At 63.4% G+C, this 13,498-nt stretch carries 12 protein-coding genes; 11 read left to right on the forward strand and 1 reads right to left on the reverse strand.

Annotated features, from left to right (window positions below; genetic code table 11):
• The first annotated feature begins 17 nt into the window (after window positions 1-17).
• From V5N12_RS10705 to V5N12_RS10755, 11 genes are all read left to right on the forward strand, one after another.
• Window positions 18-2,066, forward strand: a complete 2,049-nt coding sequence (locus tag V5N12_RS10705; protein ID WP_332899158.1) for a hydantoinase/oxoprolinase family protein — start codon at window positions 18-20, stop codon at window positions 2,064-2,066.
• A complete protein-coding gene (locus tag V5N12_RS10710; protein ID WP_332899159.1) occupies window positions 2,063-3,727 on the forward strand; it encodes a hydantoinase B/oxoprolinase family protein in 1,665 nt (554 codons plus the stop codon). Before V5N12_RS10705 ends, V5N12_RS10710 begins: the two co-directional genes overlap by 4 nt.
• Before the next feature lie 4 nt (window positions 3,728-3,731).
• The gene (locus tag V5N12_RS10715; RefSeq protein WP_332899160.1) at window positions 3,732-4,889 is read left to right on the forward strand and encodes an MFS transporter; all 1,158 of its coding nucleotides are present in this window, start codon (window positions 3,732-3,734) and stop codon (window positions 4,887-4,889) included.
• A 49-nt stretch (window positions 4,890-4,938) separates the two neighbouring features.
• Window positions 4,939-6,141 (forward strand): branched-chain amino acid ABC transporter permease, encoded by a 1,203-nt coding sequence (locus tag V5N12_RS10720; protein ID WP_332899161.1) that lies wholly within the window; start codon window positions 4,939-4,941, stop codon window positions 6,139-6,141.
• Window positions 6,141-7,595, forward strand: coding sequence for a branched-chain amino acid ABC transporter permease (locus V5N12_RS10725; protein WP_332899162.1), 1,455 nt, complete (start codon window positions 6,141-6,143; stop codon window positions 7,593-7,595). The genes V5N12_RS10720 and V5N12_RS10725 overlap by 1 nt, the downstream gene beginning before the upstream one ends.
• Complete coding sequence (locus tag V5N12_RS10730) at window positions 7,588-8,361, forward strand: ABC transporter ATP-binding protein (protein WP_332899163.1); 774 nt, start codon at window positions 7,588-7,590, stop codon at window positions 8,359-8,361. Before V5N12_RS10725 ends, V5N12_RS10730 begins: the two co-directional genes overlap by 8 nt.
• Entirely contained in the window at window positions 8,362-9,060 is a 699-nt protein-coding gene (locus V5N12_RS10735) for an ABC transporter ATP-binding protein (RefSeq protein WP_332899164.1), read from the forward strand.
• 48 nt (window positions 9,061-9,108) lie between these two features.
• Window positions 9,109-10,395 (forward strand): TraB/GumN family protein, encoded by a 1,287-nt coding sequence (locus V5N12_RS10740; RefSeq protein WP_332899165.1) that lies wholly within the window; start codon window positions 9,109-9,111, stop codon window positions 10,393-10,395.
• Window positions 10,392-10,988 (forward strand): metalloprotease, encoded by a 597-nt coding sequence (locus tag V5N12_RS10745; RefSeq protein WP_332899166.1) that lies wholly within the window; start codon window positions 10,392-10,394, stop codon window positions 10,986-10,988. Before V5N12_RS10740 ends, V5N12_RS10745 begins: the two co-directional genes overlap by 4 nt.
• A 51-nt stretch (window positions 10,989-11,039) precedes the next feature.
• Entirely contained in the window at window positions 11,040-12,023 is a 984-nt protein-coding gene (gene purM / locus V5N12_RS10750) for a phosphoribosylformylglycinamidine cyclo-ligase (RefSeq protein ID WP_332899167.1), read from the forward strand.
• Window positions 12,024-12,119: 96 nt separating this feature from the next.
• A complete protein-coding gene (locus V5N12_RS10755; RefSeq protein WP_332899168.1) occupies window positions 12,120-12,944 on the forward strand; it encodes an alpha/beta fold hydrolase in 825 nt (274 codons plus the stop codon).
• On the opposite strand, the gene V5N12_RS10760 is transcribed toward V5N12_RS10755, so the two are convergent.
• A complete protein-coding gene (locus tag V5N12_RS10760; protein ID WP_332899169.1) occupies window positions 12,941-13,486 on the reverse strand; it encodes a CBS domain-containing protein in 546 nt (181 codons plus the stop codon). The genes V5N12_RS10755 and V5N12_RS10760 overlap by 4 nt on opposite strands.
• Window positions 13,487-13,498: the final 12 nt, after the last annotated feature.

Consider the following 13,498-nt stretch of genomic DNA (forward strand, 5'->3'; position numbering starts at 1 on the left):
ACAAACGCGGAGGCCCCATGAGCGAGGAACGGCGCATCGGCGTCGATATCGGTGGGACGTTTACGGACATCGTCACCATCCACGACGGCGAGGTGACGGTGAGCAAGACGCCTTCGACGCCCGACTCGCCCGACGAGGGCGTCATCAACGGCCTCAGGAAAGTACGCGAGCGCGACGGCTTCGACGCCGCAGAAATCGGCTTTCTGGCCCACGGAACGACGGTTGCGACCAACGCCGTCTTGGAAGGCGAGTGGGCCGACACCGCCCTCATCACGACCGAAGGCTTTCGCGACGTGCTCGAAATCGGCAGACAGGCCCGCCCCGACATCTACGACTTTCAGGTCGAAAAACCGGTTCCGGTGGTCGAACGCGACCGCCGCTACGAGGTGCGCGAGCGCTTAGACGAACGCGGGAACGTGCTCACGGAACTCGACGAAGCCGAGGTTCGAAGCCTCGCTGCAGAGCTTATCGACGCAGACGTGGATAGCGTGGCAATCAGCCTACTCTACTCGTTCGAGGACGACAGCCACGAGCGCCGCATCCGGGAACTCCTGCGCGAAGAAGGGTTAGACGCTTCCTACTCGCTGTCGAGCGGCGTGTTGCCCGAAATCCGCGAGTACGAGCGCACGCTGACAACGGCACTGAACGGCTCGCTCAAGCCGGTGATGGACCGGTACATCGGGAAACTTGAGGAAAAAGTCGAAGCCGAAGGCGTCGGTGCGGAACTCAAAATCATGCAGTCGAACGGCGGCATCATCACCGCCGACATCGCGCGCGAACGCCCGGTCAACACGCTCCTCTCGGGGCCTGCAGGCGGCGTCCAAGGCGCGACCTACGTCTGTGGCCTCTCCGATGAATCAAACCTCATCACGATGGACATGGGCGGCACCTCGTGTGACGTGTCGCTGGTCGAAGACGGTACGCCGCTCGTCTCGACGGACACGAACATCGGGGAGTACCCCGTCTCTGTACCGACCATCGACATACATACCGTCGGCGCGGGCGGCGGCTCTATCGCGTGGATTGACGCCGGCGGCGCGCTCCGCGTCGGCCCGAAATCCGCGGGCGCAGACCCCGGTCCAATCTGTTATGGACGCGGTGGCACCCAACCGACGATTACCGACGCGAATCTCCTGCTCGGGCGCATCGACCCGAGCGCGTTCCTCTCTGGCGAACTTGACGTGGAACTCGACGACGTGCGTCGCATCGTCAACGACCAAATCGCAGACCCACTCGACATGACGGTCACGGAGGCCGCCCAAGGCATCCTCGACGTTGCGAACGCGAACATGGCGCGGGCGCTCCGCGTCGTGAGCGTCGAACGCGGCTACGACCCCCGCGAGTTCGGCCTCGTCGCCTTCGGCGGCGCAGGGCCACTACACGCCTGCAAACTCGCCGAAGAACTCGACATCCCGAAGGTCATCGTACCCCGGACGGCAGGCGTCCTCTCCGCACTCGGGTTGCTCATCAGCGACATCCTCTACGACTACAGCACCTCGCGCGTGCGGCCGTGGAAGGACATTACGCCAGAGTCACTCGGCGCGCAGTTCGCAGAGTTCGCCGAAAAAGGCGAGAAGCGTCTCGCCGCAGAGGACTTAGACGCAGCCGCGATGCAGTTCGAGCGGACGGTCGACCTGCGCTATGCGGGCCAAGCGTTCGAGTTGTCAGTACCGGTTCCGGACGGCGAATTGGACGAGACGAAACTCTCGACCATCGCGACGCGATTCCACGACCGCCACGAACAGCGCTACGGGCACGCCTACCGAGACGAACCGGTCGAACTCGTCACCATCCGGCTGCGGGCGCGTGGTGTGGTCGAAACGCCAGACCTGCGCCCAACCGATTCGGGCGGCGAGGTCGATGACGCCGTCACATCCGCCCGAGACGTGGCGTTCGAGGGCGAGACGCACGAGACGCTCATCTACGACCGCGCAGACCTCCCAACCGGCGCGAGCTTCGAGGGACCAGCCATCGTGAGCGGCGTCGAGAGTACGGTCGTCATCCACCCCGGCCAGCAGGTGTCGATAGACGACTTCGGCAGCCTGCACGTGGAGGTATCCCAATGAACATCGACTCAGTCACGCTCGAAGTCATCAGAAACGCCTGTATCGCCATCGCAGAGGAGATGAACGCGAACCTGATTCGCACCGGCTACTCGCCGAACATCAAAGAACGCCGTGACTGCTCGTGTGCAATGTTCGACGCGACGGGGGAACTCATCTCCCAAGCCGAAAACATGCCCGTCCACCTCGGCGCGATGCCGTTTTCGGTGGCCGCCGCCATCGACCGCTTCCCGCCGGAAACGCTCTCTGAGGGCGACGCCATCTTACTCAACGACCCGTTCCGCGGCGGGGCGCATCTGCCTGACCTGACGCTCGTGACGCCCGTGTTCGTAGACGGTGATATCGTCGCCTACGCCGCGAACCGCGCGCATCACGCCGACATCGGCGGGGCGCGTGCGGGCAGCGTGGCCGCAGACTCGACGGAAATTTATCAAGAAGGCCTGCGCATTCCACCCGTGAAGCTGTTTGCCAGTGGCGAGGTGAACGACCCGGTGATGGAGATGATTCTCTCGAACGTCCGCACACCGGACGAACGCCGCGGCGACCTCCGAGCACAGGAGGCAGCGAACCAGACGGGCAAACGCCGATTCACCGAATTGGTCGAAAAGTACGGCACAGAAACCTTAGAGACCGCACTCGACGAAATCAAAGACTACTCTGAGCGCCGGATGCGCGCTGAAATTGAGGAGTTGCCCGACGGCACCTACCAGTTCGACGACGTGCTTGATGACGACGGCGCGGGCAACGAGAACCTCCCCGTGGTCGCAGAAGTACAGGTTGATGGCGACTCGGTTCACGTCGATTTCACCGGGACGGCCCCGCAGACCGACGGCCCCGTGAACGCGGTGTTCGCGGTGACGGCGTCTGCGACCTACTACGCCGTCCGCTGTGTGACCGACCCCGACATTCCGCCGAACCACGGCTGTTACCGGCCAATCGACATCCACGCGCCGGAGGGCACGATTGTGAATCCAAAGCTGCCGGCAGCGGTCGTCGGCGGGAACTTAGAAACCTCCCAGCGCGTGACCGACGTGGTGCTCGGCGCGTTCGGCGGACAGGTCCCAGAGCGCGTCGTCGCCGCCTGTCAGGGCACGATGAACAACATCACCTTCGGGGGCACTGACCCCCGCGACGGCTCGCCGTACGCCTTCTACGAGACCCAAGGCGGCGGCTTCGGCGGTCGTACAGGCAAAGACGGCATGGATGGCGTCCACGTCCACATGTCGAACACGATGAACACGCCAATTGAGGTACTGGAGACGGCCTACCCACTGCGGGTGACGCGCTACGAACTGCGCCAAGATTCGGGCGGTGCAGGTGAGTTCCGCGGCGGCCTCGGCCTCCGTCGGGACATTCAGGTGCGCGACCACCGCGCGACGTTCAGCCTGCTCGCAGACCGCCACGTCAACGCCCCTTACGGACTCGCGGGCGGCGAGTCGGGCGGCACCGGCGCAGCCTACCTCACTGACGACGGCGAGGAGACAAAGCTGCCCCAGAAATCGACGCACAACCTCGAACCCGGCCAGACCGTGAGCGTGCGGACGCCGGGTGCGGGTGGCTACGGCACCCCCGAAGACCGCGACCCCGAGGCAATCGCCCGGGACGTGCGGCTCGGCAAGGTGTCTGCCGAATTCGCCCGCGAACACTACGATTTCGAGGACTAGACACATGACCAGCGCACCTGCACGGACGCTCAAGTACGCACCCCATCTCGCAATGGGAACCGTTGGGTACGTGACGTTCGCGTACGCCGCCGTTCCGGACGTGCTCATGGCGAAGTACGACGTGGGGTTTACCGCCGTTGGCTTGCTCATGAGCGCGGCGCTCGTCTCGTTCGTCCTCGTGCAGGTGCCCGCGAGCCACCTCGTCGCCCGGTTTGCGACGACCCGCCTGCTGTTCGGCGCGATGGTGTTTCACGCCGTCTTCGCCGTCGCCCTCGATTTCGCGACGAGCTACGAGACCCTCCTCGTCCTTCGGGCGTGCTGGGGGCTCGCCGGTGGGTTCGTCCTCTCGGTCGGTGCGACGCACATCGCGCGGCTCTACGCTGGCACGTCCGCGACGCGCCACCAGGGCGTGTTCGGTGGGATGCTTACCTTCGGCGGCGCAATCGGCTTCGCCGCCGCCCCCACGCTCATCGAGGTTGGCTTGCTGCACAGCCCGGGCGCGCTGCTTTCCGTACCGGCGCTCGTCGCACTCTGGCGCGAGCGTCACGACGCACAGACGGCCCCCTCAGGGGAGAGGACCCGCGAAACCCTGTCATCCGTCCTCTCCCCGTCGGTCGTCCTCGCGTCACTTTGTTACATTGCGATTATCAGTTCATACATCACGCTCTCTACGTTCATCACGGCGTTCGCTACGGATTTGAACGTCACCGGCCCGCTCAACGTGGTCGTGTTGCTCACGGCGACCGCCGGGCGCATCGCCGGTGGCACCATCGTCTGGCAATGGTCGCTTGGCGACCCGTGGTTTATCGGCGGTGCAACCGCTGTCGCCGCAGTCTGTTTTGGCGCACTCGCCGTCCTCTCGCCGTCCCCGCTCTTGCTCATCTTGCCAGTCGTGGCGATGCTCGCCGTGTCGGTTCCCTTCGGCGCAGTGTTCAACGTCGCCGCCGGAGCGACGCTCTCTGCGGGGACGGCTATCGCGGTCGTCGTCGCTGCGGGCAACGTTGCGGCCCTGATTTTGCCCGCGGTCACGGGCGCGCTCCGCGACGCAACCGGCGAGTACGCGAGTGGATTCGTCCTGCTCGCCGCGCTCAACCTCGTCGCGCTCGTCGCGGCCACTTTGCTCGGCACGAAACAGTTCTCACCCCAGATTCAGCACTCATGATTCGGAACACCACCCACACGGACGCACAGACCGCGGAGGTGGCCCGCTGATGGCATCGGCGGGCCTCCTCGACGCGATTTTACAGGGATTGATTACGGGCACGATTATTGCAGCGGGCGCACTTGGCCTCTCGCTCATCTACTCCATCGCGGAAGTGCCGAACTTCGCCCACGGCGACATGATTACCATCGGCGCGTATCTGACGCTCGCGCTCAACAAACCCGGTGCGGTGCCGTTCGTCCCCGACTTCGGGGGCCTGCCGCTCGTCGCGGCTGGCATCGTCGGCATCACCGTCGCCGGAGGAACTGGCGCGGTGTACGAACTCGCCATCTTCCGCAGGTTCCGGTCGAAAGGCGCAGACCTCATCACGATGGTCATCGTCTCTCTTGGCCTCGCGCTCGTGTTGCGCAACGTCGTGTTGTTCCTTGTCGGTTCGGGGAATATCAACTACAACACCGAACGCGTGACGAACACGAACGTCGAACTCTACCTGACCGGCAACGGCCTCAGCGTCCAGACGGTTCAACGCCAAGCGGGCGACCTCGTCACGCTTGGCGAATGGGGCTACGGCTGGCTCAGCCTCCTCGTCATCGTCGGCGTCGCCATCGCCGCAGGCGTCGCCGTGTATCGCTGGCGCACCGACGACACGGGCTTCGAGACGGTGCACCTCGTCTCGCCGCGAATTCTCGGCGTCGCTGCTGGTGTCGCCACGCTCGCCGTGCTTGCAACCGTGCTGCAAGGCGCACCCCTCGCCATCGACGCGGCGGCGTGGTCTACGAGCGTCGGCGTGAGCATCAAGTACGGCGTCATCCTCGGGCTGACGCTCGTCACGATGGTTGCGATGAACCTCCTGCTCAAGGGAACCCGGACGGGTCGGGCGATGCGCGCGACGGCGGACAACATGGCGCTCGCGGAGATTCGCGGCGTGAACATCGACCGCGTGCAACTCGTTGTGTGGGTCATCGCGGCGCTGCTCACCGCGCTCGCGGGGATTCTGACCGGCTGGTTTGCGAGCAACCTGAACCCGAATATGGGCTTTTCCCTCCTCCTTCCCATCTTCGCCGCCGTCATCATGGGCGGGATCACCTCGCCGTACGGCGCGGTACTCGCCAGTCTCATCATCGGCGTCTCGATGGACGTGGGCGTGTTCTTGCTGCCTGCTGAGTTCGCAACCTACCGGACGGCAATCGCCTTCGTCATCCTCATCGCGGTGTTGCTTGTCAAACCAGAAGGCCTGTGGGGTGATGTCTGATGGCGCTTGCTGATTTCTTCATCAGTCTCATGACGTTCGTCACCATCTACAGCCTCTTCGCGCTGGGGTTGAACGTCAAGTTCGGCTTTACCGGCCTCATCGACTTCGGGCACGTCGCCTACTTCATGATTGGCGCGTACGTCACCGTCTTCCTCGCAATGCCCGCGGGCATCTCATCGACCTACGAAGGACTCTCCGGACTCGGCCTCGCGACCATGTTCGCCGGTGTTCCGGGTGGCGACCTGCTCGGATGGGCACTCGCGCTCGTCCTCGGCATGCTCGCCGCGGCACTCGTCTCGCTGCTCGTCGGGATTCCGACCATCCGGCTGCGCGAAGACTATCTGGCGATTACGGCACTCGGCATTGCGACCATCCTGAACGCCGTGTTCCACAACGAACGCTGGCTGTTCAACGGCGCGTTCGGAATTCGTGAGATCCCCCGCCCGCTTTCCGGAGCATTCCCAATCGGAACGGGAAGCTTCCAGCTCAACCTGCTCATCTTCGGCCTGCCTTCGGTGCTCGCACTCGGCTACGTGGGCTATCGCACGGTGAAGGTCGTCCGACCGCTCTCTGCGCGCGAAGCCACGCTTGGCGTGGGAGCTACGCTCGCACTCGCGGGGAGTCTCATCTTCGTCATCACGACGATGCTCGGACTCGTCGTGAACCTCGGCGTTTTCTCGCTCAACGTGGACAACACCATCGCGTTCCTCTTGCTCGTGGGTGCGGTGGTGCTCGGACGCCAAGCATTGCGCGAAACCGACCACATCGGCTCGCTGCTCGCGCTCGTTTCGGCTATCTTGTTCAGTCTATGGTATCTCGGACAGCCGCTCGTCGAACTCGTCACGGACGGCAACACGAGCGACCTGTTGCTCAACCTGTTCTGGCTCTACGACGCGAACGCCGGAAGCGCGGGCGGACTCGACTACGACCGCTTCTTCTTCCTGTTCACGCTCGTTCTGCTCGTGGGCGCGTACTGGTGGGTACAGCGCACCGTCAACAGCCCGTACGGGCGCGTGCTCCGAGCGGTTCGTGACGACGAGACGGTGCCAGAAGCGCTCGGGAAACCGACCTTCCGCTACAAGATTCAGAGCCTGATGTTCGGCTCTGCGCTCGCCGGAGCCGCCGGTGGGCTGTGGGCCGCGAACATCGGCTTCATCGACCCGACGCAGTTCGCCTCCACGGTGACGTTTTTCGCCTACACCGCGGTCATCATCGGCGGCACCGCGAACAATCGCGGCGTCATCCTCGGGACTGCGGTGTTCTGGGTCATCAACTCGGGGACGCGATTCCTCGATGACTTCTTCCCGAGCGAATACGCCCAGCAACTCGCCGCGCTGCGCCTCATCCTCATCGGGGCGCTGCTCATCGTCATCCTCTATTACCGGCCGGAGGGGATGCTCGGCGAGCAAGACTACGACATCGACCTCGGCCGGGGAGGTGTGAGCGATGACTGACATCCAGAATCCAATCCTCGACATTCAGGGCTTAGAAAAGCACTTCGGCGGGATTACCGCCATCGACGGCCTCGACATGCAAGTTGGTGACGGCATCACCGGCCTCATCGGCCCGAACGGCGCGGGAAAGACGACCTTCTTCAACTGCGTCACGGGCTTTCTCACGCCGAATGCAGGCAGCGTCACCTTCGCGGGGACGGACATCACTGGCAAGCGCCCGTCTGCAATCGCGGACGAGGGGCTGGTTCGGACGTTCCAGATTCCGCGCGAACTGCCGGAGATGACCGTCCGCGAGAATCTCCAACTCGCGCCGAAAGCCCAGAGTGGCGAAAACCTCGCCACGGCGTGGCTTCGCGGCGACTCGTTCGCGGAGGACGAACGCCGCGTCCGTCGGAAGGCGGCGGAGATGGCCGAGTTCTTGGAAATCGACCACGTCCTCGACGCGAAAGCCGGGACGCTTTCGGGCGGGCAGCGAAAACTGCTCGAACTCGCCCGCGTCCTGCTCACCGAGCCGGACATGGTTCTGCTAGACGAACCACTCGCGGGCGTGAATCCGACGCTCGAACGCAAGATTCTCGCGCGTATCCACGACCTCGAAGCGGAGGGGTACAGCTTCCTCTTCATCGAACACGACATCGACATCATCATGGAAACCTGCGAACGCGTCGTCGTCATGCACCAAGGACAGGTGCTCACGGCTGGCGAACCGGCGGCGGTAAAGCACGACGAACGCGTCATCGAGGCCTACCTCGGGGAGGAAGTCTGAATGCTCGAAATCGCGAATCTCGACGCGGGCTACGGCGACCTCCAGATTCTCACCGACGTGGACATGGTGGTCGAAGCCGGCGAGTACGTGACGATTGTCGGGCCGAACGGCGCGGGCAAATCGACCGCGATGAAGTCCGTCTTCGGCCTGACGACGCACATGGGCGGCAGCGTCTCGTTTCGCGACGAACAGATTCAGGGCGTGGACACGCCTGAGATTATCCAGCGGGGGATTGGTTTCGTCCCGCAGTCGGACAACATCTTCCCGACGATGACCGTCCAAGAGAATCTGGAGATGGGCGCGTACATCGACGACAGCGAGACGCAGGCGGCCATCGACGCCGTCTTCGAGCGGTTCCCCATCCTCGAAGAACGCAAACGCCAACGCGCCGGGACGATGTCCGGCGGCCAGCGCCAGATGCTCGCGATGGGCAGTGCGCTGATGCTCGAACCGGATTTGCTGTTGCTCGACGAACCATCCGCCGGGCTTGCCCCGGATTTGGTTGATGAGATGTTCGACAAAATCGACGAAATCAACGAGGCGGGCACCGCGATTCTGATGGTCGAGCAGAACGCGAAAGAGGCGCTGCGCCGGTGTGACCGCGGCTACGTTCTCGTAAACGGTGAGAACGCCTACGACGGGCCGGGCGACGAATTACTGGCAGACGAAGAGGTTCGCCAGCGGTTCCTCGGGGGCTAAGTCGGTGACTCCGACAACGGTAAAAGCCGCGCCCCTGTAACGGAGGTGATGAGTGAGTCCGCGGAGCCGTCCCCCGCAGAAGGCAGCGTGCGCGTCGTGGGGACAGCCCACGTCTCCGCCGACAGCGTTGCCGAAGTAGAGCAGGTCATCGACGACGAACGCCCGGACGTGGTTGCCGTCGAACTCGACGAGGGGCGCTATCGCCAACTCAAAGGCGAGACGCCAGACAACCTCGACGCAAGCGACCTGCTCCACGGCAACACGGTGTTTCAGTTTCTCGCCTACTGGCTGCTTTCGTACATTCAGACCCGGATGGGCGAGCGCTTCGACATCAAGCCCGGCGCGGACATGATGGCGGCGGTCGAAACCGCAGAGTCGTTGGGAATCAACGTCGCGCTGGTCGACCGCGACATCCAAGTGACCATCCAGCGCTTCTGGGCGCGGATGACCTTCTTCGAGAAGCTCAGGATGCTCTGGCAGTTGACCGTCGGCCTCGCCGGATTCGGTGACGAGGCAGAAGACATCGACATGGACGACCTGACCAACGCAGACGTGGTCACCGCGATGATGGCTGAGTTCCGTCGCTTTTCGCCGGGCGGGGCAGAGGCCCTGATTGACGAACGCGACGCCTTCATCGCCCACCGCCTCGTGGCGCTGCGCGAACAGGGCTTCGACGTGGTCGCAATCGTCGGCGCGGGCCACCGCGCAGGGATTCTTGGCTACCTCGAAAACCCGGCAACGCTCCCGCCGATGCAGAGCCTCGTCGGCGTCCAGAAGAAGCGATTTTCGGTGTACAAGGCGTTTGGCTACCTGTTCACGCTCGGCTTTCTCGTGTTCTTCATCCTGCTCGCGATGGCGGGCGCACGCAACGGGTTCCTCCTCTCCCTGTTCGTCGCCTTCTTCCTGATAAACGGGATTTTCTCGTTCACGCTCGCCAAACTCGCCGGTGCCCACTGGTCGAGTGCGACCGTTGGCGGGGCCGTGGCGTGGATGACGAGCGTGAATCCGTTGCTCGCACCGGGTTGGTTCTCGGGCTACGTCGAACTTCGCTACACGAGCGTCAACATCACGGACATCGGCAAACTCAACGACATCCTCTCTGACGAGGACAGTCCGATGGGCGAACTGTGGTCGCGGATGAAAGCCGTCCCACTGTTCCGGCTCATCCTCATCGTGGCGATGACCAACATCGGCAGCATGATTGCGAGCGTGCTGTTCGCCTTCGTCGTCCTGCCGTACATGGCCGCTGACGTCGGCGGTATCGACGGCGTCGCCCGGCTGATGGTACAGGGCGCAGAAAACAGCGCAGACCTCATCTTGAGGCAGTTTACATGAATTTTAGCGCAAAAGAAATCCAAGACCTCGTCGTCGCGTGGATTGCCCTCGGCGTCGCGTTTACGTTCTTCCTCGCCGGGCCAAGTATCGTTCAATCAGCTCAATTGCCGCTCGTCATCGGCGTGAGTATGCTCACCGTCGGCATCGGCTTCCTCCTCCACGAGTTGGCCCACAAGGTGACGGCCATCCGCTTTGGGCAGGTTGCGGAGTTTCGCGCCGACTACGGCATGCTCATGCTCGCCGTCGCGGCCGGACTCGCGGGCTTCCTCTTTGCCGCGCCGGGAGCCGTGTATCACGCCGGACGGAACGTCACCAAGCGCGAAAATGGCCTGATTGCCCTCGCCGGGCCGATCACGAATCTCCTGCTCGCGGCCGTATTCGCGCCGCTCGCGTTCGGCGTGAGCGGTGCGCTTGGCTACGTTGGGCAACTCGGCTTGACCATCAACCTCCTGCTCGCGGGGTTCAATATGCTTCCATTTGGCCCACTCGACGGAAAGAGCGTGTTTCGGTGGAGCAAACTCGTGTTCCTCCTCGTGTTCCTCCCGAGTGCGGCCCTCGCGCTCCTCGCGCTGTTCCGATTCGGCCTCACGTAACGAGGCCGAGGAATCGGAGTCCTTTTTGTTCCATCCAACCCGCTCTCAGGCATGACCGACGAGGACGCAGAGGAACTCACGTACTCGAAGGCGGGCGTGGACATCGACGCGAGCGAACAAGCAACCGCAGCGCTCATCGGCGCTGTTGGCGACCTTTCGGGCGATTACGCGGGCGTCGTCGATATTGGCGACCGCTATCTCGGGCTCGCCACCGACGGTGTGGGGACGAAACTCCTCGTCGCGGAGGAACTTCACGACTACTCCACTATCGGCATCGACTGCATGGCGATGAACGCGAACGACCTCGTCGCCGCGGGCATCGAACCGGTCGCATTTGTCGATTATCTCGCTATCGACGTGCCGAACGACGAGATCGCAGAGCAGGTTGGCAAAGGCCTCGCTGAGGGCGCAAAGCAGGCGGGCGTCGCGCTCGTCGGCGGCGAAACTGCGGTGATGCCAGACGTCATCAAAGGCCTCGACCTCGCGGGGACGTGCGCCGGACTCGCACCGAAAGACGCGATGTTCCCCGGTGAAGCCGAGGTTGGCGATGTGCTCGTTGGCTTCCCGTCTTCTGGGGTTCACTCGAACGGCCTCACCCTCGCGCGGACGGCCGCCACGCGAAATCACAGTTACACCGACCCATTCCCAGGCGACGAGTCGAAGTCCGTGGGCGAAGTACTGCTCACGCCGACGCGGATTTATGCTGACATCCTCCCAGCACTCAGAGAGAACCACACCCACGCCGCAGCCCACGTCACGGGTGGCGGCTGGACGAACCTCACGCGCATGGGCGACCACCACTACGAAATCACGGACGCCTTCGACCCACAGCCGGTGTTCGAGTTCATCCAGCGCGAAGGCAAGGTCGCAGACGAGGAGATGTACCGGACGTTCAACATGGGCACCGGCTTCGTCGTCGCCTGCTCACCGGAGGATGCGGAGAAACTGGTCGCCGCCACCGACGACGGAAAACTTATCGGGCACGTCGAAGCCGGCGACGGTACCGTGTCGATTCGCGGCCTGACGCTCGACTAAGTACTTCACGCACCCCTCCTTTTTTCAGATATGTCTCCCGACGCCTCGCTCCCCTCCTCAAGTTCCCTTACATCCGAGTATCGGGAGGTGAACGGTGTGACACTACACGTCATCACTGCCGGCCCGGAAGACGGCCCACTCGTCGTCCTCCTGCACGGGTTTCCGGATTTCTGGTTCGGCTGGCGCAAACAGATTCCGGCGCTCGTAGAGGCGGGCTTTCGCGTGCTCGTCCCCGACCAGCGCGGCTACAACCTGAGCGACAAACCGGCGGGCGTCCGCGCCTACCGCATCTCGAAACTCGCGGGCGACGTCGTCGCCCTCATCCGGTCTGAAGGCCGTGATTCGGCACACCTCGTTGGCCACGACTGGGGCGGCGGCGTGGCGTGGGATTGTGCGACGCGCTATCCCGCCATGGTAGACCGACTCTGTGTCCTTAACGCACCACACCCACGGGTGTTCGCCACCGCGTTGGCGACGAATCCTCGACAGTTGCTCAGAAGCTGGTACATCTTTTTCTTCTTTATCCCACTGCTTCCGGAGTGGACGCTCGGGAGAAACCGACAGGCAACGCTCGAACTGTTGCTCACCGACAGCTCACGACCCGGCATCTTCCACGAGGGTGTGATGCAGTACTATCACGAGGCGTGGAGCCGAAACGGGGCGCTCAGGTCGATGATACACTGGTATCGGGCGATGCCCCTCGCCGGGCCGCTTCCGCCGAAAACGCCGGTTCGCGCGCCGACGCTCATCTGTTGGGGGACAGACGATACCGCACTGCGGCCGGAGTTGGCGACGCAAAGTTTAGAGTTCTGTGAAGTGGGGCGGCTCAAACGCTTCGAGCGCGCTTCACACTGGGTACACGTAGAAGAGCCAACGAGCGTAAATGAGGCGCTGTGCGCCCATCTCGAAGCAGAAGCTTAGCTGAGGTGGGCAGCGATGTCGGCTTCGGTGATGATGCCGACCATCTGACCGGAGTCGATGACGATGACGGCGTCGTGATGGTTGAGATGGTTGTCGATTTCGTCGAGCGTCGCCTCTGGGGTGACCGTCGTGATGGACTCGCGCATCACTTCAGAAACTGGCAGGTCGCCTGCGTTCTCGGTGTCGCCGGCTTTGCGGATGTCCGAGTTGCTGATGAGGCCAACTGGATAGCCGTCGTGAAGAACGGGTAGCTGAGAGAAGCCAGCCTTCAGCATCTGCTCGATTGCGTTTCTGACGCTGTCGTCCGGAGCGATGCTGATGACGTCTTCGTGCATCAGGTCTTCGGCCCGCAGGATGTCGCCTTCTGCTTCTTGCAGCGCGTTGACGATGCGACGAAGCGTCGAGAGTCGTGGGTCTACATCGCCGCCTTCGATGCGCGCGATGAGCGGTTGGGACACGCCCGCCCGGTTCGCAAGTTCGCTTTGGGTGAGGCCCAGCCCGGTGCGTCGTTCCCGGAGGTCCGCTGGGGTCGGCAGTTCCATACGCAAAATTAC

Source organism: Haladaptatus sp. CMSO5 (assembly GCF_036689885.1).
In the GTDB taxonomy this organism is placed as follows: Archaea; Halobacteriota; Halobacteria; order Halobacteriales; family Halococcaceae; genus QDMS2.

Bases quoted from the DNA above. Each gene is read 5' to 3' on its own strand.
- V5N12_RS10720 (WP_332899161.1), top strand. From the start codon at position 4,939: ATGGCATCGGCGGGCCTCCTCGACGCGATTTTACAGGGATTGATTACG.
- purM (WP_332899167.1), top strand. From the start codon at position 11,040: ATGACCGACGAGGACGCAGAGGAACTCACGTACTCGAAGGCGGGCGTG.
- V5N12_RS10725 (WP_332899162.1), top strand. From the start codon at position 6,141: ATGGCGCTTGCTGATTTCTTCATCAGTCTCATGACGTTCGTCACCATC.
- V5N12_RS10740 (WP_332899165.1), top strand. From the start codon at position 9,109: ATGAGTGAGTCCGCGGAGCCGTCCCCCGCAGAAGGCAGCGTGCGCGTC.
- V5N12_RS10705 (WP_332899158.1), top strand. From the start codon at position 18: ATGAGCGAGGAACGGCGCATCGGCGTCGATATCGGTGGGACGTTTACG.
- V5N12_RS10710 (WP_332899159.1), top strand. From the start codon at position 2,063: ATGAACATCGACTCAGTCACGCTCGAAGTCATCAGAAACGCCTGTATC.
- V5N12_RS10730 (WP_332899163.1), top strand. From the start codon at position 7,588: ATGACTGACATCCAGAATCCAATCCTCGACATTCAGGGCTTAGAAAAG.
- V5N12_RS10715 (WP_332899160.1), top strand. From the start codon at position 3,732: ATGACCAGCGCACCTGCACGGACGCTCAAGTACGCACCCCATCTCGCA.
- V5N12_RS10735 (WP_332899164.1), top strand. From the start codon at position 8,362: ATGCTCGAAATCGCGAATCTCGACGCGGGCTACGGCGACCTCCAGATT.
- V5N12_RS10745 (WP_332899166.1), top strand. From the start codon at position 10,392: ATGAATTTTAGCGCAAAAGAAATCCAAGACCTCGTCGTCGCGTGGATT.
- V5N12_RS10760 (WP_332899169.1), bottom strand. From the start codon at position 13,486: ATGGAACTGCCGACCCCAGCGGACCTCCGGGAACGACGCACCGGGCTG.